General features: G+C 63.5%; 18 protein-coding genes, 1 tRNA gene and 1 pseudogene. 8 read left to right on the top strand and 12 right to left on the bottom strand.

Going from position 1 to position 22090, the window contains the following annotated elements; genetic code table 11:
* Window positions 1-38: 38 nt before the first annotated feature.
* Both M0209_RS14845 and M0209_RS14840 read right to left on the bottom strand, forming a co-directional pair.
* Window positions 39-836 carry an undecaprenyl-diphosphate phosphatase gene (locus M0209_RS14845; RefSeq protein WP_258889059.1) on the bottom strand — a complete coding sequence of 266 codons (798 nt, stop codon included), beginning with the start codon at window positions 834-836 and terminating at the stop codon, window positions 39-41.
* Between the two features lie 4 nt (window positions 837-840).
* On the bottom strand, window positions 841-1785 hold the full coding sequence (locus tag M0209_RS14840) for a complex I NDUFA9 subunit family protein (RefSeq protein WP_258889058.1): 945 nt from the start codon (window positions 1783-1785) through the stop codon (window positions 841-843).
* A gap of 101 nt (window positions 1786-1886) precedes the next feature.
* Here M0209_RS14840 and M0209_RS14835 point away from each other — a divergent pair.
* Window positions 1887-1973, top strand: a tRNA-Leu gene (locus M0209_RS14835).
* Between the two features lie 106 nt (window positions 1974-2079).
* Here the strand turns inward: M0209_RS14835 and M0209_RS14830 are convergent.
* Window positions 2080-2547: a hypothetical protein gene (locus M0209_RS14830; RefSeq protein WP_258889057.1), complete on the bottom strand. Its 468-nt coding sequence runs from the start codon at window positions 2545-2547 to the stop codon at window positions 2080-2082.
* Between the two features lie 219 nt (window positions 2548-2766).
* Between M0209_RS14830 and M0209_RS14825 the strand changes: the two are divergent.
* Window positions 2767-3162, top strand: a pseudogene (locus M0209_RS14825) (tyrosine-type recombinase/integrase); the annotation flags it as partial.
* 16 nt (window positions 3163-3178) lie between these two features.
* On the opposite strand, the gene M0209_RS14820 reads toward M0209_RS14825, so the two are convergent.
* From M0209_RS14820 to M0209_RS14805, 4 genes are read right to left on the bottom strand one after another with little or no spacing between them, the layout of a single operon-like run.
* Window positions 3179-3325 carry a hypothetical protein gene (locus tag M0209_RS14820; protein ID WP_258889056.1) on the bottom strand — a complete coding sequence of 49 codons (147 nt, stop codon included), beginning with the start codon at window positions 3323-3325 and terminating at the stop codon, window positions 3179-3181.
* 2 nt (window positions 3326-3327) lie between these two features.
* Window positions 3328-4164: a hypothetical protein gene (locus M0209_RS14815; RefSeq protein ID WP_258889055.1), complete on the bottom strand. Its 837-nt coding sequence runs from the start codon at window positions 4162-4164 to the stop codon at window positions 3328-3330.
* A gap of 12 nt (window positions 4165-4176) precedes the next feature.
* Window positions 4177-4863, bottom strand: a complete 687-nt coding sequence (locus tag M0209_RS14810) for a hypothetical protein (RefSeq protein WP_258889054.1) — start codon at window positions 4861-4863, stop codon at window positions 4177-4179.
* Window positions 4860-5384, bottom strand: coding sequence for a DoxX family protein (locus M0209_RS14805; protein ID WP_258889053.1), 525 nt, complete (start codon window positions 5382-5384; stop codon window positions 4860-4862). The genes M0209_RS14810 and M0209_RS14805 overlap by 4 nt, the downstream gene beginning before the upstream one ends.
* A 10-nt stretch (window positions 5385-5394) precedes the next feature.
* Here M0209_RS14805 and M0209_RS14800 point away from each other — a divergent pair, with 10 nt between their 5' ends.
* The gene (locus tag M0209_RS14800; RefSeq protein WP_258889052.1) at window positions 5395-6462 is read left to right on the top strand and encodes a sensor histidine kinase; all 1068 of its coding nucleotides are present in this window, start codon (window positions 5395-5397) and stop codon (window positions 6460-6462) included.
* The gene (locus tag M0209_RS14795; RefSeq protein WP_258889051.1) at window positions 6459-7163 is read left to right on the top strand and encodes a LytTR family DNA-binding domain-containing protein; all 705 of its coding nucleotides are present in this window, start codon (window positions 6459-6461) and stop codon (window positions 7161-7163) included. Before M0209_RS14800 ends, M0209_RS14795 begins: the two co-directional genes overlap by 4 nt.
* A gap of 80 nt (window positions 7164-7243) precedes the next feature.
* On the opposite strand, the gene M0209_RS14790 is transcribed toward M0209_RS14795, so the two are convergent.
* The gene (locus tag M0209_RS14790) at window positions 7244-7384 is read right to left on the bottom strand and encodes a hypothetical protein (RefSeq protein ID WP_258889050.1); all 141 of its coding nucleotides are present in this window, start codon (window positions 7382-7384) and stop codon (window positions 7244-7246) included.
* Between the two features lie 289 nt (window positions 7385-7673).
* Here M0209_RS14790 and M0209_RS14785 point away from each other — a divergent pair, with 289 nt between their 5' ends.
* Window positions 7674-8330, top strand: coding sequence for a hypothetical protein (locus M0209_RS14785; protein ID WP_258889049.1), 657 nt, complete (start codon window positions 7674-7676; stop codon window positions 8328-8330).
* On the opposite strand, the gene M0209_RS14780 is transcribed toward M0209_RS14785, so the two are convergent.
* Entirely contained in the window at window positions 8228-9211 is a 984-nt protein-coding gene (locus tag M0209_RS14780; protein ID WP_258889048.1) for a hypothetical protein, read from the bottom strand. The two genes, M0209_RS14785 and M0209_RS14780, sit on opposite strands and share 103 nt — an antisense overlap.
* A 514-nt stretch (window positions 9212-9725) precedes the next feature.
* Window positions 9726-11000 (bottom strand): hypothetical protein, encoded by a 1275-nt coding sequence (locus M0209_RS14775; RefSeq protein ID WP_258889047.1) that lies wholly within the window; start codon window positions 10998-11000, stop codon window positions 9726-9728.
* Here M0209_RS14775 and M0209_RS14770 point away from each other — a divergent pair.
* From M0209_RS14770 to M0209_RS14760, 3 genes are read left to right on the top strand one after another with little or no spacing between them, the layout of a single operon-like run.
* Window positions 10960-13404, top strand: coding sequence for a S8 family peptidase (locus tag M0209_RS14770; RefSeq protein WP_258889046.1), 2445 nt, complete (start codon window positions 10960-10962; stop codon window positions 13402-13404). The two genes, M0209_RS14775 and M0209_RS14770, sit on opposite strands and share 41 nt — an antisense overlap.
* 1 nt (window position 13405) lies before the next feature.
* The gene (locus M0209_RS14765; protein ID WP_258889045.1) at window positions 13406-13789 is read left to right on the top strand and encodes a hypothetical protein; all 384 of its coding nucleotides are present in this window, start codon (window positions 13406-13408) and stop codon (window positions 13787-13789) included.
* Between the two features lie 6 nt (window positions 13790-13795).
* Window positions 13796-15427, top strand: a complete 1632-nt coding sequence (locus M0209_RS14760) for a cupin-like domain-containing protein (RefSeq protein WP_258889044.1) — start codon at window positions 13796-13798, stop codon at window positions 15425-15427.
* A 399-nt stretch (window positions 15428-15826) separates the two neighbouring features.
* Here M0209_RS14760 and M0209_RS14755 read toward each other — a convergent pair whose 3' ends face one another.
* On the bottom strand, window positions 15827-16192 hold the full coding sequence (locus M0209_RS14755) for a hypothetical protein (RefSeq protein ID WP_258889043.1): 366 nt from the start codon (window positions 16190-16192) through the stop codon (window positions 15827-15829).
* A gap of 36 nt (window positions 16193-16228) precedes the next feature.
* A complete protein-coding gene (locus tag M0209_RS14750; protein WP_258889042.1) occupies window positions 16229-21664 on the bottom strand; it encodes a cadherin domain-containing protein in 5436 nt (1811 codons plus the stop codon).
* Between the last annotated feature and the right edge of the window lie 426 nt (window positions 21665-22090).

The raw sequence follows: 22090 nt of genomic DNA, 5'->3' as shown, positions 1-22090 counted from the left end.
CCGGCCCATATCGCCGACTCGATAGTCCTGAAACGGCCCTATCGGTTCATCAGCCAGATCAGCGCCGCGCTGCCCGCGACAATCCGGTACCAGGCGAACGGCGCAAAGCCGTAGCGCGTCACCACCGCCAGAAACGCCTTGATCACAAGATAGGCGACCACGAACGACACGACGAAGCCGACCCCGATCAGCTCGAGCGCCTGCGGGGTGATCGCGTCGCGGTGCTTCCAGAGTTGCAGCACGGTCGCCCCGGTCAGGGTCGGCACCGCGAGGAAGAAACTGAACTCCGCCGCGGTCTTGCGGTCGACCCCGAACCCCATCGCGCCCAAAATCGTCGCACCCGAACGGCTGACCCCCGGCACCATCGCGAGGCACTGGACCAGCCCGACGATCACCGATTGGCGCAAGGTGACATTGGCGACGCCGCCGGTCTCCACCGGCCGCGCAAAGCGTTCGACCAGCAGGATCGCGACCCCGCCGATGATCAGCGCCCACGCCACGACCACCGCGTTTTCGAGCAACGCGTCGATATTGTCGGCGAACGCCAGCCCGACCACCACCGCGGGAAAGAACGCGACCAGCAAATTGCGCGTAAACGCCACGGCTTGCGGCTCCCACCGCATCAGCCCGCGCAACACGTCCATGAAGGTGCGCCAGTAGAGCACGACAATCGCGAGGATCGCGCCCGGCTGAATCGCGATGTTGAACAACGCCCATTTCGCCGCGTCATAGCCGAGCAACTCGGTCGCGAGGATGAGGTGACCGGTCGAGGAGACGGGCAGAAATTCGGTCAGCCCCTCGACGATGCCGAGGAGGATGGCAGTCACAAAATCCAAGGTTTCAGCCTTTCGCTTCGGCAAAGCGCCCGTGGCGGCGATAGCGGACGAGCCAGCCGTCGGCGACCGCCTCGAGCGGCGTCGGCACCACCCCCAGCGCGCGCAAACCGTCCGCGCCGGTCACCACCGCGTCGGATTGCAGCATGATCCACTGGTCGCGCGTCATCGGCGCGCCGGGCAGCCAGCCGGTCAGCGACGCCATTGCGCCCGCCACCGGATCGGGCATCGCCACGAACCGCTTCGTCCGGCCGGTCGCGTCGGCGATCCAGCGGTTGAGCGCCGCCATGGTGAACACCTCCGGCCCGCCGACCTCATAGGTCTTGCCAGCGTAAGCGTTTTTGGGACCCGCCGGATCGCCAAGCGCCGCGACCACGGCGTCGGCCACATCGGCGACATAGATCGGCTGGAACTTCGCCCCGCCCCGGATCACCGGCACCACCGGCAAGGTCGCGATCAGATCGGCGAAGCGGTTGATGAACTGGTCCTCGCGCCCGAAGATGGTCGAGGGGCGCAGGATCGTCGCGCCCGGAAACGCCGCCGCAACCGCCGCTTCGCCCGCGCCCTTGGTCGATCCGTAACGCGAGGCCGACGCCGGATCGGCCCCGATGGCGGAGACATGGACGACAGCCGCACACCCCGCCGCTGCTGCCGCGGCACCGATATGGCGCGCGCCCTCGACATGGACCGCGTTCAGGTCGCCGCCGAACGTCCCGACCAGATTGACCGCCGCCGTCGCGCCGTGCAGCGCCCGCGCGACACTGTCGGCGCGGGTGATGTCGGCGGCAATGAACTGCGTCTGGCCCAGCCCGCCTTGCGTCTTCAGATACCAGCCCTCGCCCGGATGCCGCGCCGCGATCCGCACCCGCGCGCCCGTCGCCAGCAGCGCGCGCACGACATAGCGCCCGACAAAGCCGCTGCCGCCGAATACTGTTACCAACCGATCCGTCATGCACGCGCTCCGCTCATCCTGCGCCGCCCCCTAACGCCATTGACACCGCGCGGGAAGCACCGCTAGGGGCCGCCGCCTACCTGAACACTTACGTTCTCTGTGCCCAGATGGCGGAATTGGTAGACGCACCAGCTTCAGGTGCTGGCGATCGCAAGGTCGTGGAGGTTCGAGTCCTCTTCTGGGCACCACCGCGCAGCGCGGGCACGATTTAACTGCGTTAAATCGCCCACGCGCCAGCGCGGCCGGCCTCGCCGACGGCGAGGACCGACGGGACGGGCTTTGCCCGGCCCCGCATCATTCTGCGGCTGCGCGCGCCTCATATCCAAAATCTCGGTCGATCAGAGCAGGTGAATCCCCCGACCACTCCAGCCGACGTGTCATGCTCGCCAAGTCCGGCGCGCTCGTGACGAACCGCTCATCGTAACGAAGATACAGCGTCGAGAAAAACTTCTCGATCCGAAGCGAGCTTTCGTTTTCGGGGTAGTCAGCAAGCAAAGCACCCTTTGCACCCGATGCCATCTCAACCAGTCCCATGCCGATAGCTTCGTATCGACTGACATCATTCCGGATACCCCGTCGACCCGCAAGTTCTCTCAGTGCATTGTGAAATCGCATAATTCCGGCAGCCAGTTCACCCCCGCGCGCGAAGGCGAGGTCGTTAGCAGCCAGTTCCGCAGACGGATCACCCACTGCGTCTGCGGCTAGTTCGAGCGAGGCGTCGATGGCACGGTTTGCACGAAGCAGCACCAGATAGCCGAGCACTAGTGCGGGATACGTAATGTGAAGATTGGTGCACTCGCCAATCGTTTCCTCCATGCGATTGGTCAGATTCCGGAAAGCCCCCGTCACACCCTTGCAGGAAACGGCGATCACCGGACCAATGCCGTCACGAACAACCACAACATCGACATTCTTGGTTTTCAATCTACCGAGAACCGTCCGCTCGCCGCCGCCGCTCAAGCTTTCGTCGATGTGCAATTTCAGGCGCTGGCGCTATTGAAAGAACTCCACCCCCTGACCGGCAATGGAAGGTATCTCTTCCCGTCATTCCGGCCGCCTCGCCAGTGCATGTCGGAAAACACCATCAACGCGGCATTGCGCCGACTGGGCTACAGCCGGGAAGAAATGACGGCACACGGCTTCCGGGCCATGGCCGCGACCCTGCTCAACGAGATGGGCATCTGGAACCCGGACGCCATCGAGAAGCAGCGCGCCCACCTCGACACCTCGATGGTGCGCCGTGCATACACCCGCGGTGAATACTGGGATGAACGCGTCCGCATGATGCAACACTGGTCCGACTATCTCGACCAGTTGCGGGATGGCGCGAAAATCCTGCGGCCGGACTTCGGCAAAGGCAAGGTCACGCCAGGCTAGACGCCGGTCAGCGCTTTCACGTGCCATCCTTCAGCACCGCTTCGACCTCGCGCCGATACTTGCCGCCGTCAAGGACAGGCAAGGCCGCCGCGACGCGATCGAGAAACTCCGCAGTGAGCATCGTCTTTGCGGTACCGAAGACGTCTGGAAGGACATCGCGCAACGTCAATTCGCCGGGCGGCAGTTATCGAGCCACATCATGTTCTTGTATTCATCGAACAGGGCGAAAGTGCCGGTCAACTTGACGCTGTTTCCCTTGCGCAATGACAGGCCATAGGCCTTTTGCCCCTTGGCCATCATGCAGCCGATGTCTGTCTTGAACCGGGGTTCGCCGTGAAGCGGCCGCAAGATCAGTTCGTGCTGTTCGGGAATATCGAACTGGACGCGGTAGGTCCCTGAATCTGCCGAGACATAGGCAACGCGTCCGGACACGGTGAAGGACTTGCCCTTGTAGCGGAGCGGGATTGAATCGGCGCTGACTTGTGTCTCGCGCGACAGGCGCTGCGACAGAACGAACGCGTCCATGACAATCGGCCCTGCGCTCGATACGGCGGTCCGTGCGCGTGCGGCTGCGACGAGTCCGGCCTTGCCGCCCTTCAGCTGTGCCAGCATCTTGCACAGCTCCGCGCGGGCACCTGCGGCACCGGCGACCATGCCACCCGGCAGTTTCGCGAGCAGCTCTACCTGACCGTTATTGCCCGCCTGCGTCGCGGTCACGATGATCGGAAAGGCGCGTGTCGCCCCGCCGCTGGCGGGTTGCTCGATCAGCATGCTTCCCGAATCCGCTTCTTCCTCAAGCACGTCATAGCCGCCGGTCACCGCGATGCCGCGCATCTGGCCGATCGCGCTTTGCGGCGACAGGTCGGGCACCTGCACCGACGCGCGAAACTGGATCCCCGACAAGATGCCGTCGCCCTTTTTTGCGAAGCTGTCCTCGCACGTGGTCGCAGATGCGCCCGTGGCGATCACCGACAATGCGGCAAAGACGATGACTCGGGACATATCAGGTCTCATTTAAGATGAAGCGGGTGGGGAAACGCGCGCCCGACGCGGGCGCGCATGTTGCAAGCGAAAGATCATAGCTGCGATCAGCAAGGTGACAGGAAGGACATACCAACTGCTGCCGGGGATGCGCTTTGCATTGGTGAAGACGAAAAACAGCCAGACGAACCACAGGCCGAAGCGATGAAGCTGCTTCCAGCGGCGGGCGCCCAGCCAGCGGACGACCGGATCGAACGAGGTGGAGGCGAGAAGACCGATGACCACATAGGCAATGCTGCCCGCAACGATCGCACCGGTACTCGACAGCGACCAGAACGTCGCCCAGTCGGTCCGGGCGAAGACAACGATGGCACTCAGGTGAACGGCATGCGACATGGCGAAGGCAAGGCCGAAAGCGCGCCGGTTCCGCACCAGCCAGCGAGCGAACGCGCCCGGCCAGTGGTTGAGCACGGCTGACGCGACGAAGGCCACAAGAAACAGCCCGAGCGATGTGCGCGCGGTGGCGCGGATGATCAGCCGATACCCCTGTGTATCGAAACCGACCGCAGTCAGGAAGGCCAGCGCCATGACCAACAGCAGCGCGCTGAGCAGCCAGAACAGCGGCCATCCGTTGAGGAGCCGCAGCACGATGCCGCCGCCCCTTTCGCACGGCGCAATGACCACGGCCGAAGGAAAGTCGTTCGCCAATGCAGCGGTCAATACAGACGATGGGTGCGGTTGGCCCAGGCGGTGACCAAAAGGCAGGTCATCAACAGCGCGCTGTATTCCCAGCCTCCGGTCCCCGGGCCGACGACAAAGAACCCGGCGCGCGCGTGGAACAGTGCAACACCGGTGGCATAGATGAAGGCGAGGATGAAGCACACCGGCCACACGCCGATCCGCAAGACCAAGAGCAGTGCACCGCCGACCTCGGCAAGGTTCACGAGATTTGCCAGGACAAACCCGGCCGGAAAGCCATGGGCGGACAAGATCTCGCCCAGCTTGGGCAGACTTCCCTCCGCCCAGCGATAGATGCCATGCGTGAAGATGATTGCGGCAAGCACGAACCGCAGCGCCTCTGTTCCAGCGCTGTCAGCCGACCACAAGCGTCGAGGGGCGAGTACGATGTCCACGACGAATGCTGTTGCCGCGCGGTCGGGCAACGACAACATCGGCGGGACCAGCGACACGAATCTGCGGGCGAACGACACCGGACGTTGCAGACCATGGCGATGCGTCATAGCGAACCCCATGCGTCGGCTGGCCAGACTCACATTGCTTCTCACCCTGTGGTGGTCCGCCGTCGCCGCCATCTATTCCGAAATGCTGCTCCCCATGGCGCGCGTCGCACGGCCGGACCTCGACTTGGGCCGGGCGCTCTTCGCCAACTGGATGGGGTGGCTGGTTTGGGTGCCGGTCTCGCTCGTCACTATTGCCGCAGTGGGCCGAAACCCCTTCGAGCGGGAAAAACTCGTCCCGGCGCTGGCAACGGCGGGCGGCTGTATCCTGATTGCCATCTTCGCGCGGGCGGTCTTCGTTTACCGGGTCAACGACATTGTGCCGCTCTGGTATCTTGCCAAGCCCGCATTCCTGGCAGTGCTGCTCGACAGTGCCCGCAACAACCTGATCCTTGCAAGCCTCGTCGTCGGCACGGCTCATGCCCTTCACTACAGCCGGGCCAATACGGAGAGCCGTTTTCAGATCGCCGTGCTGGAAACAGGGTTGGCGCGCGCGCGGCTGGATGCGCTGTCGGCGCAGCTCAATCCGCACTTTCTGTTCAATGCCCTCAACACCATTGCGGAGACGCTTCACGACGACCCGCAAACCGCAGACGCCATGATCGTCAGCCTGGCATCGCTGTTGCGGCAGAGCCTCGACCGCCACGGCGAGCATCTCATCCCCTTGTCGGATGAGGTTGCGTTGATGAGCCATTATTTATCGCTCCAGAAAATGCGGCTCGGTCGCCGTCTGTCCGTCGATATCGATATCGCCGACGGCTGCAGCACGGCGCACGTCCCGCCGCTGATCCTTCAGCCGCTCGCCGAGAACGCTATCGTCCATGGCATCGGCAGACAGCTGGACGGCGGACGCGTCCGGCTCGAAGCCGACGTCCAGGCCGAACGCTTGCGCCTTCGGCTGACCAGCGACGGCGCTCTGATGTTCGACAGCGCGGGAGCCGTCGGCATAGGCCTGAGCAATGTCCGCGAGCGCCTGACGGCATTATTCGGCGACCGCGCCGAACTCACGATCGGTACCATTGCAGGCGGGCAGACGCAGGTCGTTATCATTCAGCCGCTTACGGCTGCGGCATTGCCATGAAGCTTTGGAACATCGCCATTGTCGACGATGAACCGGTGGCGCGCCAGCGGCTGCGTCGGTTGATCGGCATTCGGGACGACTGCCGCATTATCGGCGAATATGGCGATGGCGCAGCGATGTCGGCGGCGCTCCGTGCCGTTGACGTCGATCTTGTCATGCTCGACATCGACATGCCCGGCGCCGATGGTTTTGCTAGTCTCGCAACCCTGCCCGATCCGAAGCCGCTCGTTATTTTCGTAACGGCGTTCTCGGACTTTGCTGCTCGTGCCTATGATATCGATGCCGTCGACTATTTGTTAAAGCCCGTGTCCGGCGAACGTTTGGGCGAGGCGATCGGACGAGCGGAACGACGACGGCGTGCAAGTCGGTCGGGGGAGGCAATCCTGCCGACTTCGACCGCTATCGTCCGCTTCGCTGTCCAAGGCCGCGTTTACCTCATCGAGCAGGCTAGAATTTCGACCGTCCGGGCTCTGGGCAACTTCGTCGAAATTACGACTGATATCCGACGCTATGAATTGCGCATGACGCTTAGGTCGGCATTTGCGAAACTCGATCGTGACGCGTTCGTTCAAGTGCACCGATCATGGGTCGTGGCACGTCATGCGGTCGTGCAGACTACTTCGCTTCCGGGCTCAAGGGCGGATATCCTGCTGAAGGATGGTCGCCGCATTCCGCAAGGGCGAGCATTCTGCAATTGGTAGGAATTTCGTCAAAGCCTTCGCCGGCGTTCCTGGCACTCGATCCGCGCAGTTTGTCGCAAAACGCTGCCGTGTGGCGGCATTCATTCACCCCAGCTCCACTGGCGGCACAATGCAAATTTTGATGCTTGAATGGGAGAAAATCCCATTCTTGCATAGGCATCGTCTTCGGTGTCGAGCCAGCCCAGATTTTCCTGGTCGGGCTCCCCGCCGATGCCGATCATTCTGCGGCGATAGTCCCTGAGCGCCTCAACGCTTCCCGCCGGCGCGCCGCCATAGTCCCGAACATCGATCTTCCCGATCCAGTGTTAAATGGAATCCTGATAGAGCGCTGGTCTCACTGTTGCCCAAGCCTGAACGCCAACGTCTATCACCTTCGCATAGCTTGATCGGGATGATGACGCGGATGCGCCTCGGCTTATACGACGCGTGACGGCCGACAGCGCTCTTTTGCTGCGCCGAAACGGGGCTATGCTTCGCGCCTACATCGGTTGAGCACGGAGCATGGGTCCAGTGGCAGAATACAGGATCGGGGTCAGGATCGGCCACGGCGCACAGCTCATTGTCGGGATCATCGTTCGGTCGGCCGATTATTACTATATAGACCACAGGTCGGCGGAAGGACTGGTGGGCATTGCCGACAGGTTCGGCAAGGGCTCGGTCGAATGGTTCGATGTGCTGAGCGGCCTCAACCGCCTGATCGAAAGCGGTGCCGACCTGACACCGCTCGGCGACGTTTACATGGAATCGCCGTGGCAGGCGGTGACCGATACGAGTTCCGGACATGCCGTCGGCGCCTATTTCGAGCGCGCCGGCGTCCGGCTGAGAGTCAGTCTGGAAAGCGTCGGCAACAGCGCCGACTATGTGATCGTCGCGAACGCTTTCGTGGCGCGCGGTACCGTCGCCCGCGACGAGGTCGCACAGATGATCGCGCATGTCCGGCGCCGGTCCACCCGATCCGTATCGGGGGGCGATGCTGCGGCAACCGGCGATCGGCCGGTCCCGATGATCGAGGCGATCGACGAGGCGTTGACGACCATCCGGGCGTCCGGCGATCCCGACGGCGTTCAGCCGGTCGCGTTTCTCGACACAGCGCTCTCTTCGTTGTTGGGATACGAAGGCTGGGCGACGCCGCCGGTCGCCAGCGCCGCCGTCGCGCTCTCGCAGTAGCTTGCCAGATAGGAGGCGAGCCACGTCACGAACGCGCAGGCAAGCTTTGGCGACGGGCAGATGTTCGACCCGTTTTGCGGCGGGGCAAGGAGCAGCCCTGCCGCATGGGCACTTTCCAATATGCGTCTGAGCTGGGTCCGCGAAGTCCCGAACTCCTTGCCGAAAGCGATCAGATCGATAGTCACCGGGGTGCCATCGTCCTGTCGTAGCGCCAAGGCCATGGCGCGCGCGAGCAACATCCAGCCCCCGTCGCGCGCGGCGAAGTGCTCGACTTCGGGAAATGCGCCAAGCGGTTGCCACCCGGCGAGCAGCTTTTCGGCACCCCCCTGTCGCATCATGCGCCCCAGCCCGGGAACCTGCGCGCGGGCAGCCACGAGACCGGCAGTCGGCATGGCAGTGTCGATCAGCTCGAAGATGCCGTCATTCCATTGCTCGACCGTTTCGACAAAATGCGGCGTGGGTTCGAGCCGGACGATTCGCCGGTCGGCGTCCGCCAGGTCGCGCGCCAGATAGCCGCCGACGCGCATGATGTTGAGAAAGGCAAAGGCGCGCCCCGCACTGGCCAGCCCCAGCGTGGCACACACTCGCTGGAAATTGGCCAGCGTCAGGCCGCCGCGCGGATCGGCCGGGTCGCGCGTGTCGTGCAGGTGGAGCAGGAACACGATCATCTGGAACCGCCACGCCTCGGGCACCACCTTGTTCAGGATGAAATGGTTGCCATAGAACGGGCCGCTGATCGCATCGTAGCGCAGGACCACATCGAGAAAGGTCGGCGCGTTCCGGAACGCGAGAATTTCAGGCCATTCGATTCCAACAGGACGCGATCCAACCCGGGCTGCGAATAGCGCGTCGAATTCGTCGAGTTGCCAGCGCGTCGGCATCCTCTGCGTCCCCCTACATCGACGTGCACAACGCCCCGATGCACCGCCCCCTGCGGCAATGCACACAGCGAGATACAGCGCAGCCGACAATTTTCAAACGATTGCAATCTGTGTCGCTTCCGACGCCAGAAAAACCACTCCAGAAATGGACCGTTGCTTCTGTCGATTCAGTGATAATGTTAATTAAGTTGGATTCGTGCGGATTCGTGTGCATGAGTGTTACGAATGCGGACAGGGACGGCACTTGCAGCGTGCAGTCCATAAATGCGTGATCGAGTAAAAGTTGTTTAGGGGGACGTATGGCTGACAGGGTGACGACAACGGGCAACCGCGCGCGCAATGAACAGGCCGGCACGGTCCGGCTCCGGAAGAGCCGCTTCCTCGTTGGCGTCGCGTCGATCGGTCTGACCGTGATGCCCGGCCTGCTTCAGGCTTCGGCAACTGTGTCGGGCGTCGCTATCGCACCTGTCGCCGCGATCCCTAACACCCTCGGCGATCTGGCCGACCAGATCGTTCAGAATCCGCAACATATCGGCGAACTGGTTCGCGTCCATGCTCGGCGTCTCGACCTGGCCCGGAGCAATCCGCAGCAGCTCGACGAGCTGGTCGCCCGACTGACTACAGCTGTCGGCCAGTCGCGTGGACGCGGGCCGATCATGGCGATCCTGCTCGATGCGGCTAATACATCGGCACCGGTACCCCGCCTCGCCCGGGCAGCCGCAGTGCCGTCGCGGGGCTCCGCGAGTGCAGTAAGCGCAGTGTCGCCAGGGATCGTTGTTGCGGGGATTGCCGTGATCGCAGGCGGCGTGCTCGTCGGACGCGAAATCGGTCGAAGCCGGACGGTGACCACACCGACGCCCACGCCGACCGTAGTCACGCCAACGCCAACGCCAACACCGACACCCACGCCCACACCCACACCCACGCCGACACCCACGCCCACACCCACACCCACACCCACACCCACACCGACGCCCACGCCCACACCCACGCCGACGCCCACACCCACGCCGACGCCCACGCCGACGCCGACGCCCACACCGACGCCGACGCCCACACCCACACCCACGCCGACGCCGACGCCGACGCCGACGCCCACGCCGACGCCGACGCCCACACCGACGCCGACGCCCACACCGACGCCGACGCCCACACCCACACCCACGCCGACGCCGACGCCGACGCCCACGCCGACGCCCACGCCGACGCCCACACCCACGCCGACGCCCACGCCGACGCCGACACCGACGCCCACACCCACGCCCACGCCCACGCCGACGCCCACGCCGACGCCCACGCCCACACCCACGCCGACACCGACGCCCACGCCCACGCCGACGCCGACGCCGACGCCCACACCCACGCCGACGCCCACACCCACGCCGACGCCGACGCCGACGCCGACGCCCACGCCGACGCCGACGCCGACGCCCACGCCAACGCCAACGCCGACGCCGACGCCCACGCCGACACCGACGCCCACACCCACGCCGACGCCGACGCCGACGCCCACACCCACGCCGACGCCGACGCCGACGCCCACACCCACGCCGACGCCGACGCCCACGCCAACGCCGACGCCGACGCCGACGCCCACACCCACACCCACACCCACACCAACGCCCACACCGACGCCCACACCGACGCCGACGCCGACGCCGACGCCGACAGCAGTTTTTGTCCCGACGACGCGCACGCTGAACGCGGCCACGGCTGAGACATTCCGGACGGACGCCGAGTTCAAGGGCGTGACGTTGTCGCCGGACCGGGTCGCGATTGCCGCGAACACCGGTGACGCGACCGGCGCGATGAACCCCTATGAGCGGGCCAAGGTCCACATCGCCTATGGCTATGGCCTGAGCGGTGCGGGTGTGAAAATCGGCATCGTCGATTCAGGCTTTAATATCGTCGGCGGACAACCCGTGCACAACGAGTTCGATGGCACCGGAAAGTTGGTAAAGCTTGTATCCGCGCCACCGATCGCCAGCGACGCGCACGGAACCCATGTGTCTGGTCTCGCCGCCGCCCAGCGCGACGGTCGGGTTATGCAGGGCGTTGCCTATGGAGCGACGCTCTATCTCGGCGACACCGATACGTCGCCCACCGGCTTCAAGGGCATTTTCGACGAGTTCAGGACACAGGGTGTCCGTGTGTCGAGCAACTCCTATGGCGTGCCCATCGTTGCGGGTTCGACTGTGGCGTCGCCTTTCAACCCGGTTCAGACGACGGCGACCGGACTGGAGGTCACTGCCAAGAATGTGATCGCCTATCGTACAGCCCAAGGTATTACGACCGAACAGGCGCTGGCCAACATCCACGGCGGCACTGCTGCTGAATGGACGGCCGCAATCGCCAGTTTCAAGGCATTCCAGGATGCCGGGGGCGTAATCGTTTTTGCCAATTCGAACTATGGTGCCAACGACATTGCCAATGGCCGCAAGGGTCTCGACGATGTCGACGACATCACGGGTCTTCCGCTGCTGGCGCCTACATTGCAAGGCGGCTGGATTGCTGTTGCCAACGGAACGTCGCTCGGTCTCGCCACACAGGCAAACGGGGCCGGCGACGTTGCGGCCAGCACTGCCAAGGAGAACAATATCGTTCTTAATTCGGCGCAGTGCGGGCTTGGTGCCAATTTCTGTTTGACGATGGACGGGACAGCCGCGTGGTCAGGGTCGAACACCGGCATTGCGAGCTATACTTCGCAGACCGGCACATCGCAGGCGACGCCGATGGTCGCGGGGATGCTCGCGCTGTTGCGCGAGGCTTTCCCGACCGCCAGCTCCGCCGATCTTGCAGCGCGCTTGCTGTTTACAGCAGACAACAAGTTCTTCGTGAACAACAACACCGTCTCGACGATCACAACCGCCAGCTACACCAACGCCAATGGCACGATCACGCACCGCGTCAGCAATATCTGGGGTCATGGTTTCCCGGATATGCAGGTCGCGCTCAATCCGGTCGGCGCGACGGCGACCGTCACCGCGTCCGGAGTCGCGATCGCCCGATCGAAGGTGTCCGGGACCGTTCAATTGGGCAGCGCATTCGGCAGTGGCGGGTCGACACTCGCCAGCGCACAGTATCTCTACAACGACCAGCTGAACGGCGTGTTTGCTGCCAGCCTTGCCGGAAACGTGGCGTCGACGCCCGAGAACATGCTGGCCACGACGATGGGCGAGCGGATGCTCGAGCAAAGCGTCGTGTCGGGGTCGAACGAAAAAGGGTTGTCGTTCTCTTTCGGGCAGGCAGTCGTTCCCGACAGCAGCGGAACCCGCGCGCGGATCGGCAATGTCTTCTCGCTGACCCAGCAAGTCGGTGTCGATGGCCGTGTCGCCTTTGGCAGCGGGTTGAACGTCGACAATAGTCTGGGCTTTGCCTCGCGACATTCCACGTTACGCTCCGCGACGGTCAGCGACCGCGCGATGGGCATTCCCCTGCTGTCGCTCGGCAACCGGCCCCAGAACTGGGCAGCGACGGGGATCGATACGGGCAAGTTCCGCACGAACTTTGCCGTATTCTCGACGGCAGGGTCGCTCACCAAACGTGAGGCGGCGTTGCTGACCAGCGGTGGCCGCAACGACGGTTTTGTCGCCGACGTAGTCGTTGGTGCACCCGGGCGGTTCCAGCTCAACGTCAGCGCAGGCCAGATGCGAGAGCGCGATGCGTTCCTTGGCTCGCGGGCGAGCACGGCGTTTGTCGGCGGGAGCGCGATGAGTCAGTTCGCGCGGGTCGGCTTCCTCGCGCCGCTCAGCAGCAAGTTCGCCTTACAGGCCAACTATGTGACGGCCTTCACGAGCGTTCGCGCCGCCACCGACGGCCTGTTCGCCGGCTTCTCTAAACAGCGGACGGAAGCAATGGCGCTGAGCCTGATCGCGGACGATGTTGTGACGCGGGGCAGCCGCCTGACGCTCGGCGTGTCGCAACCGCTGCGCCTTGCAAGCGGCACCGCCAGCCTCAACCTGCCGCAAAAGGTGCTGATCCGCGCGCCGGGCGATTACAGCTACGGGTACGACACGAACGGCGTAAATCTGTCGCCGTCGGGGCGTGAAGTCCGCTATACGATGGACTATAGCCAGCGCCTGTCCGACACTGCGCGCTTCTCGCTGTCGGGCATGGCGATCAGCCAGCCCGGGCATAACGCGAATGCGCGTACTGGCTTTGCCGGAATGGCCAGCCTTAAGCTAAAGTTCTGAGGTGTTCGCGCTGGCGCTGCTCGCGGCGGCGGTCGGGCTGGCGGTCGGTCCCGAAGGTGCCGATCCACGCAGGGTTGCCGACCAGGGACTCGGTCCCGGCATCGTCGGACGGATGGCGGTCGTCTTTCCCGATCCGGCGCGCCGAACGCCACGCGATCGGGCGACCATCTATCTGAAACTGGGCGGATCTTGGTGCCGGGTCGGCTCCGGCAACTATGTGCGCGGCTCGAATTTCGTAGATCGCGGCGGGTACAATCCCAGCATCCGGCTGATCGACCGCCATGAGCGCGCGACCGACCTGTCATGGCGCGACGGTCGGCTGGTCCTGATGCGTCGCGGCCAGCACGTGCAAACACTCGACGTGCCCGCCAACGGGTGCAAATAAGCCAGTATGGACTTGATCTGCTATCTTTACGACGGCTGGAAACCGCGCATCCGCCCCGCATCTTCACGTCGGGACTGGATGGATGCGACGCCTGAGTCCTTCGCTTACCGGTGCCTTCCCCTCAACATAGCTAACGCGCACGGGTGGGAAATTCTCAGCCCGTGTGGATTCGAGGCGGCTTGGAACGGCGGCGCGGATGCGTCCGACGTGACCCTTCGTGCGGATAGCGGCACCGCCGACCATGATGCGCCGGTGGCGCTGTTCGGACAGGGCACGCTGACCTTTCACATCGCCGGGCTGTTCCGCACGCCGCCGGGCTGGAATCTGTGGGTCGGCGGGCCGCCCAACAGCGTCAAGGACGGGATCGCGCCGCTGGGCGGGATCGTCGAGACCGACTGGTCGCCCTATACCTTCACAATGAACTGGCGCTTCACGCGTCCGAACCACTGGGTGCGGTTCGAAGCGGACGAGGTTATCTGTCACCTGTTCCCGGTCGAACGCCGGGTCGTCGAGGCCGTCGTCCCGCGCCTCGTGCCGATCGACGACAACCCAGCACTGAAGGCCGATTTCGAAGCGTGGAGCGCCAGCCGCGACGCTTTCCACGTCGAAGTGCGCGACAACCCGCCGTCGCGACCCACCGACAAATGGCAGAAACTCTATTACCGGGGGTCGTGTCCTTCGGGCAAAATCGGGACCGACGACCACCAGAGCAAATTGTCGCTCCGCCCGTTCGTGCCGCCTGACGGTGCAGCCCCGGTCGGGGAAGCTTCACCCGAAGTTTCACATGCCGAACCTCTCCCGTCGGCGAGCGCTCAGGATGTCGCGCTGGCCAAGCGCAACTGGCTGATGGAAACGCGCACACGGCTCCGCGCCCTGTCGCCGTCGGCCTCGGCGCTGTGCCACTATCGCGAGATCGACCGCCAAACCTTCCTCGACCGGCATTATGCGACCAACCGGCCGGCGCTGCTGAAAGGGGTCGTCGCGCACTGGCCCGCCGTTCCGCGCTGGTCGCCGGACTATCTGCGCCGCACGATCGGCGACCGGCCCGTCGAGTTTCAGGGCGACCGTCGCGACGACCCGCGTTTCGAGCTCGACAAGGACGCGCATCGCCGGACAGCGCCTTTTACCGCCTATCTCGATATGGTCGAGGCCGAAGAGGCGGGAAACAATGCCTATATCACGGCGTATAACTCCGGACCGAATGCCGAGGCACTGGCCCCGTTGATGCCCGACATCGGGACGCTGGAGGCGTTTCTCAATCCGGCGGACCCGGGATCCAAGGGGATGTTGTGGATCGGCCCGGCTGGCACGTTCACGCCGCTGCATCACGATTTGACGAACAACCTGTTGATCCAGATCACGGGGCGCAAGCGCGTCGTGCTCGTCTCGCCCGAAGACACGCCGAAGCTCTACAACGAACACCATGTGTTCAGCCGCGTCGGCGACCTTGAGGGGAATCTGGACGCTTTTCCCTACACGGCTGCCGTTACGCCGCTGGTCGCCGACCTCGAACCCGGCGATGCCTTGTTCATCCCGATCGGCTGGTGGCATCAGGTCCGAGCGCTCGATTTCAGCGTATCGATCACCAATACCAATTTTGTTTGGCCCAACAGTTTCTACCAGTCTTATCCCGCCTGAATTTCAAATAGTCGAAACTGGCAGAACCGCACGATTCAAGGTTGCTCTCGGCCTAGGCCTGTCGGTACCTTTCGATCTCCCTCCCAATTTCAGGGAGTTGGCGCTCCAAACAAATGCGGCGGCCGTTTAGCATTGCTGACCGCGACTGCGTCGGTCCAGTTTTTGGCGTCTATCCCCTTCGCGCACGTCGGTATGGATATCGTCGGTCAGGTCATGCCGCAAACCGCCCCGTTCGATCGCCACAGCACATCTCCGGGCAAGGGCACCGCTCCAAGTTGAGGCGATTTTTTCCGATCCATTGTCTCATACAAGCTCGGCAGAATGTTGGTTTCGCTGTTGGTCATTCGTCGAGTGTTCATAAGGAAATATCATTATAATCAATATTTTATCGCCAAACATCTAATACTGCCGCCACGGCCAGTCTTCAGCTGAGTCGAAAAACGTGAACGTCATTTCGCGATTGCTTTTGGGCCGCTTGCTGCCATTCAGCTTATCGGCGGTGTGGCACGGTAAGCGGAAATGGCAGAGAGCGATTTCAAACACAACCGATCGCCGCCATTGCATTCGTTCCGTTAGGCCAAGTAGCCGTCCGATAGCTGCCATCCATTCAAAGCGACAATCGGCCATCACCAAGACGGGAATCGGGCCGTTGCAGACCCGCAGCTTTTGGCAGCAGCTGATGGCATTGCCGCTCTTACTCGCCCTGCCGTTACGGCTGGCGTCGCCATTCCGGTCCAGTTGGGCGTGTGGAAATGCCAAACGCATCCTCACATTCTGCTACAGCCTGCCTGCCGCTTCGCCCTACAGCACGAAATCCGTGTCCGCGAAGACGTAACCCGCCCCCGCTGTCACGAGCAGCGCGAAGTCGGCAATGCCGTCGCCGTTCACGTCGCCTTCGACGTTGAAGACGCCGCCGCCGATATCTGTTGCCCGCAATTGTCCGGCGACGTTGCCGAAGGCCGCATTGCCGATGAAGCTGAACGCGTCGTCGGCACCGCCCGTGATCGCGTCGATTCCCGACAAGTCGATTTTATCGCCTGCCGTAAAGTCGAGGATGCGGTCCCGCGTCGCGGTCGTCGCGCCGAAGGAGTCGGTCAGCCTGTCATACAAGAAGGTATCCGCGCCCGCACCGCCGGTCAGCACATCGCCGCCACCGCCGCCGTAAACCCTGTCCGCACCGGCACCGCCGGTCAGCGTATCGCTGCCCAGCCCGCCGAACATGACCAGCTTGCCATCCGTTTCGGCCGATCCGTTGATCGTAATGCCCGTCGTGACGTTCAGGCCCCACACGGTCTTGGTCGCGCCCGCCGCCGTCCATACATCGGTCAGCGTGATGTTGAATGTATTGGTCAAGCCTGTGGGGCTGGGCAGCAGGACCAGTGTCTCGACATCGGCATTCGCACCAATCGACACCGTGTAATTACCGTCGAGCGCGAGCTGATCGTTCGTGCCGGCACCGCCGGTCACCGCATCGCCCGCGCCCCATTTGCCCGGGCCGAAGTAAAAGCCGTCGTCCCCCGCACCACCGGTAAAACTGTCGGTGCCGAGGCCGCCATAGACCCGGAAGCTGCCGTTGGTCTCCGCCGATCCGTTGAAGGTGAAGCTCTCCCCCGCGCCCAGATTGCCACCGAAAACCGACAGCACCTGACCCGCCGCGACATTGGCGTCGTCGGTCGTGATGTCATAGCCGAACCCCGGCAGCGCGGCGACAATCTCGACCCCGGTCAGTGTTGTCGCGCCCAGCACCAGCTTGTTCGCACCGGTATAATTGCCCTGCAATCCGATCTGGTCGTTCGTCCCCGCGCCGCCATCGACGATATCCGCTGCCGAAAAGGTCGCGCCGAAGAAGAACGCATCGTTGCCGTCGCCACCGCCGGCGTTGATCGGGCTTGCGCCCCGCTGGCTGAAATCGAAGCTGTCGTCGCGCGCGCTGCCGGTCACACTTTGCAACGCGCCGCCCGCCGCACCCAGCAGCGTGACCTTTTCGACATGTGCCGGAATGGCATAGCTGGTCAGCGTGGTGCGGACTTCGTCAATACCCTCGCCCGCCAGCTCGGTGATCACATCGCCGATATTATCGACATTATAGATGTCGTTGCCCTTGCCGCCGATCATCGTGTCGGCCCCGGCACCGCCATCGATGCTGTCATTGCCGATGCCGCCGGTGATGGTGTTGGCTCCGCCATTGCCTACCAAAGTTGCGTTGCCGATGCCGGTATAGACGATGTTCTCAACATCGTCGGGGATAATCGCCAGATCGCGTTCGATCATCAGCGTGTCCACGCCCGTGCCGCCGACGATACCCACCGCAAAACTGCCCGCACGCAGGATCAGCGTGTCGTCGCCGTCGCCGCCAATCAGCGTGACCAGCGCCGTCGCTGTCGTGCCGCTGTCGAGGATATCGTTACCGGTGCCGCCGTCCAATGTCCCGCCGCCGGTGCCGGTCAGGCTCAGCCGGTCATTCCCGCCGCCGCCGGTCAACATATCCATGCCGCCGCCGCCGATCAGCTCGTCATTGCCCGCACCACCGGTAATACTGTTGTCGAACCGGTTGCCGACCAAAGTCGCGTTGCCCGTGCCGATATAAATGATGTTTTCGATATCGTCGGGGATGATCGCCAGATCGCGTTCGATTGCCAGCGTATCAATGCCCGCGCCGCCGACGATGCCGACGCCGAAACTGCCCGCGCGCACCACCAGCACATCATCGCCATCACCGCCGATCAGCGTGACGAGGCCGGTGGCGATGGTGCCGGTGTCGAGGATGTTGTTGCTGTCGTTGCCGATCAGCGTTGCCGCGCCGGTGCCGGTGTAGATCAGGTTTTCGACATTGGCGGGCAGGGTATAGCCGCCGCCGACATAAACGCTGTCGGTGCCGCCGCCCGCATTTTCGATCAGCGTGTCGTTACCCGCATCGTCGTAGTAAATGTCGTCGCCCGCCCCGCCGAATACGGTGAAGGCCCCGCCGCCGAGCCGCGCGACATCGTTGCCGCTGCCCAGGATGAAGCTCTCCACATTGACGACGCGTTCGGTGCCGTCAATGGTCTGGATCGTTGCGGTGTCGGTATTGAGCGTGATCGGCGTGGTGAACGCCGCCATGTCGAGCCTGTCGACCCCTGTCAGCCCGTCGATCGTCACGTCATTGCCCGCCGGATTGACGCGCACGTCATTGCCGGGGGTGAAGCCCAGCGGATCGGTGACGGTGAAATGCAGCGTCTGGCGCAGCGGCGCGGTGACGCCGTCGGTAACGGTCAGCCGGACGGTAACGCTGCCCAGATCGGTGCCGCCTGGCGTGCCCGAAAAGCGGCGGGTCGCGGCGTCGAAGCTGAGCCAGGCGGGCAGGCCGGTGACGCTGTAGGACAGCACGTCGCCCGCATCGGGATCGACAAAGCTGCCCGCCGGAATGGCATAGGCAAAGGCGCGGTTGAGCAGTGCCGTCTGGCCGCCAAGCGGGGCGGTGAGATCTGGCTGGCGGTTGGCCGACGCGGTGCGTGAATGGCCGAAAATGATCGAGCTATACACCCCCCCGCCGGTGCCCGCCTGGATAACGAAATCGCCAAAACCGTCGTGATTGATATCGCCGATCGAGTCGACATGACTACCGCCGCCGCCACCGGCAAAGCCGTTAAAGAAATCGACACCGGGCCGACTGCGAATATTGGACATCTCATCCCGCGCGCCAGGTCCGCCATAAATGATATAGGCAGTCCCACTCTGCGGCGCACCGACGATCAGATCGGCATAGCCGTCGTCGTTGATATCCGCGATGGCAATACTGGAACCCAGCGATTCTGGGACATGACTGCTTATCCGCAGATGCGGGGGCCCTCCCCGCAGATCAAAATCGCTGAAGCGCGCAGCGCTACCATAGACCAACTGGACGCTAGGCCCGACGGAAAACGAATTTGTGAGAGCGAAATCAACCGAACTGGTGATGACGAAATCACTAACGCCATCGCCGTTGAAATCGCTGCCACCCGCCAAGTCCGTGCCAAGCTGATTATACGCGTACCCGCCGGTCAGAATAACCCTATTCAGTACGCCGTCGGCGCGACCATAAGCGATATAGGCAACCCCGGTTTCATCGCCATTAAAAAAGACACTTCTCAACGGATTGCCGATCAATACATCGTCAAATCCATCCGCATCAATATCGCCGATTCCGGCAATGTTAAGGGCATTATCGGCGTTGATAGTGATACGGGCAACGCCCACTGGCTGCCCCGCAAGACTGATAGTGCCGCCCATGTTGCGCCCGAAAAGGACAAAGGTAGGCACAGGCCAGATGGCAACGCCAGATCCGCTGTGAGTGTTCGCGGTTCCGATCAGCACATCGCCCCGTCCGTCGCCGTTGATGTCGCCGCCGCGTGCGACCGACACCCCGATGGGATATTCGCCGGTTTCTCCAAACATGCGGATGCCCGCCGCCGGCGCGAGTGTGGCAAGATTGATCGTCCCACCCGCGCTCCCGCTCCCGAAAACGACATAGGCAGTGCCCGCACTGCCCTCACCGGGCACGCCGACCACGATATCGGCAATTCCGTCACCATTGAAATCGCCCGCGCCGCTGACGCTGGCAATCGCGCCGGGCGCGTTAATGCGGATGCCGTCGGCGGCGGACAAGTTAGCCAGATTGATTGTCCCCGCCGGCCCGCCGTTCCGCCCGAAAATCACATAGGCCGGACTGCCCGGCTGATTGGGCGCACGCACGATGAAATCGTCGAACCCGTCGCCATTGAAGTCGCCCACGCCGACGGCATCGGTCGCGCCGCCGATCGTCAGGATGCGCGTATCGATGATGGCGAGATTGGGCGTGGGGTCGGTGTCCAGCGCGCCATTGGCGGTGCCGCCGCTGTCGCGCACCTGAAAGCCGAAACTGGCATAGCCATCCAGCGTCGGTTGTCCGGGGGCGATAAGAAAGCGGAAATTCCCCGATGCCAGATCGGCAGCGCTGATCGCGTCGCCCACAGCAACTGCCCTGACGTTGGCGATGGTTGTGCCGCCGAACACCACCGATTGCCCCGGCGCGGCGATCACCAGCAGCCCGCGCGTCGGCAGCGACGAAATGATCACCGAGTTCAGCGTGTCGCCGGTATCGCCCAGGTTGAATTGCGGCGTCGTGATGGCAACCGATGTTTGCCCCGCCGGATCGATCGCATAATGGGTGTCGATGCCCGCAGGCGTGCGATTGGCGTTCAACAGGCGCAAATTGACCACTGTTTCGGCATAATCGCCGGATGCGGTGGTGCCGCTGTCCTGCGGCGTGATCGTCGTCGCGCGCACTACCACCGCATAGGCGGCGGATTCTTCGAAATTGATCCGCGCCGGATCGGCAATGGTGACGAGGCCGGTGAACGGATCGATCGCGAACCGACCGTTATTGGCAACAGTCGCGCCCTGATCGTTGGACAGGGCGGTGATCGAATAGATGAACGCGTTGGTCGGCGTGTTGAAATCGGTTGCGTTGGCGTCACCCACGAACGTGCCGGCCGGGGCGGTTTCCAACAGCGTCACACCGGGAAAGCCGGGCTGCGAATTGATCAGGATCGTCGCTTCGTTGACGTTGGTGACGTTGACCCGGAAATTCAGCGTGCGCGACAGGCCGGTCTGATCGAAAACAGCGGCGCTCAGGTCGTAGAATCGCGTTGTTTCGAAATCGAGCGGGGCCGCGACGGTCAGCGCGCCGGTCACGGCATTGATGCTGAACGGTGTGTTGGCGTTGAGCAGTTGATAGCTCAGCGTGTCGCCGGGATCGGGATCGGTGCCGGTCAGCTGTGCGACGACCGTGCCGATGGCGGCGCTCTCAGCAATCGTGCCGCCGCTCACCGTCAGCGAATCGGGCGCATCGGGCAGCGGGGCGATATCGACGTCGTAGCTGTCGTTGACGATGCCGGCCCCGAAGGGCGGCGGGAACTGGGCGGCGGGGCCCGTCACCGTCTGGGTCACCAGATCGGCATGATTGCCGCTGGCATTGGCGAGCGGGGTATACAGCGGCCCCAGCGCCTCGAGCGCCTGCCCGACATTGCCCCACAGCCCGGTGATGGTCAGCGTATGAGTGCCGGATCCGCTGACCGTGACCCCCGGTATAGGCGCGACATAGGACAAAAACCCGTCGCGCGCGGTAATCACGACGGTGATCGCCGCACTCAGGATGAACGATGGCGACGTGCGATAGCTGTTGGCACCCGGAACGGTAAAGCGGCCCGGTGCGTCCTCGGTAATCGTGATCGTGCCCATCGTCGCGTCTGGCCCGTGTGTCCTGGGTGGGGCGCTGGGCCCGTGATTCGTTTCGGTCTAACAAAACGAAAAGGCTTGTGGGCAATCCACCCAAATTTGGACAGAAAGCCTTTCGGCGCAGGGGAACGAGAGTGACGGCTTTGTGCGTCGCGGCGGACAGGCAGGACTGGGAGGCGATCCGCGGATAGTCTATTACTTTGAATCTGACGCGCGGCTTTCGCCAACATTGCGGACGTACGGCTGTTCTAGATCGACGCCTGAAAGCTGCAGTACGTTCATGCGCCTAGGACAGCGGCCCGTAGTCTGCTCCCCGCTTTTAGGGCGCTGACAAACCCCTCCCGTTGTTTGTGCGTCTTGGCCAAGGCGGTTCGTAAACTCGGCAGATGCTAACTCGTGCCTTCTCGCTAGACCGATGTCCGCGCGACA

The sequence above is a fragment of the Sphingomonas sp. SUN039 genome (assembly GCF_024758725.1).
Lineage (GTDB): Bacteria > Pseudomonadota > Alphaproteobacteria > Sphingomonadales > Sphingomonadaceae > Sphingomonas_O.
The sequence above is the reverse complement of the archived record's forward strand: the minus strand, read 5'-3'. Positions and strand labels throughout refer to the sequence as shown.

Excerpts from the sequence above, each read along its gene's own strand:
- M0209_RS14755 (WP_258889043.1), bottom strand. The coding sequence starts at position 16,192 with ATGCGTTTGGCATTTCCACACGCCCAACTGGACCGGAATGGCGACGCC.
- M0209_RS14805 (WP_258889053.1), bottom strand. The coding sequence starts at position 5,384 with ATGACGCATCGCCATGGTCTGCAACGTCCGGTGTCGTTCGCCCGCAGA.
- M0209_RS14815 (WP_258889055.1), bottom strand. The coding sequence starts at position 4,164 with ATGTCCCGAGTCATCGTCTTTGCCGCATTGTCGGTGATCGCCACGGGC.
- M0209_RS14795 (WP_258889051.1), top strand. The coding sequence starts at position 6,459 with ATGAAGCTTTGGAACATCGCCATTGTCGACGATGAACCGGTGGCGCGC.
- M0209_RS14780 (WP_258889048.1), bottom strand. The coding sequence starts at position 9,211 with ATGCCGACGCGCTGGCAACTCGACGAATTCGACGCGCTATTCGCAGCC.
- M0209_RS14790 (WP_258889050.1), bottom strand. The coding sequence starts at position 7,384 with ATGATCGGCATCGGCGGGGAGCCCGACCAGGAAAATCTGGGCTGGCTC.
- M0209_RS14840 (WP_258889058.1), bottom strand. The coding sequence starts at position 1,785 with ATGACGGATCGGTTGGTAACAGTATTCGGCGGCAGCGGCTTTGTCGGG.
- M0209_RS14750 (WP_258889042.1), bottom strand. The coding sequence starts at position 21,664 with ATGGGCACGATCACGATTACCGAGGACGCACCGGGCCGCTTTACCGTT.
- M0209_RS14760 (WP_258889044.1), top strand. The coding sequence starts at position 13,796 with ATGGACTTGATCTGCTATCTTTACGACGGCTGGAAACCGCGCATCCGC.
- M0209_RS14800 (WP_258889052.1), top strand. The coding sequence starts at position 5,395 with ATGCGTCGGCTGGCCAGACTCACATTGCTTCTCACCCTGTGGTGGTCC.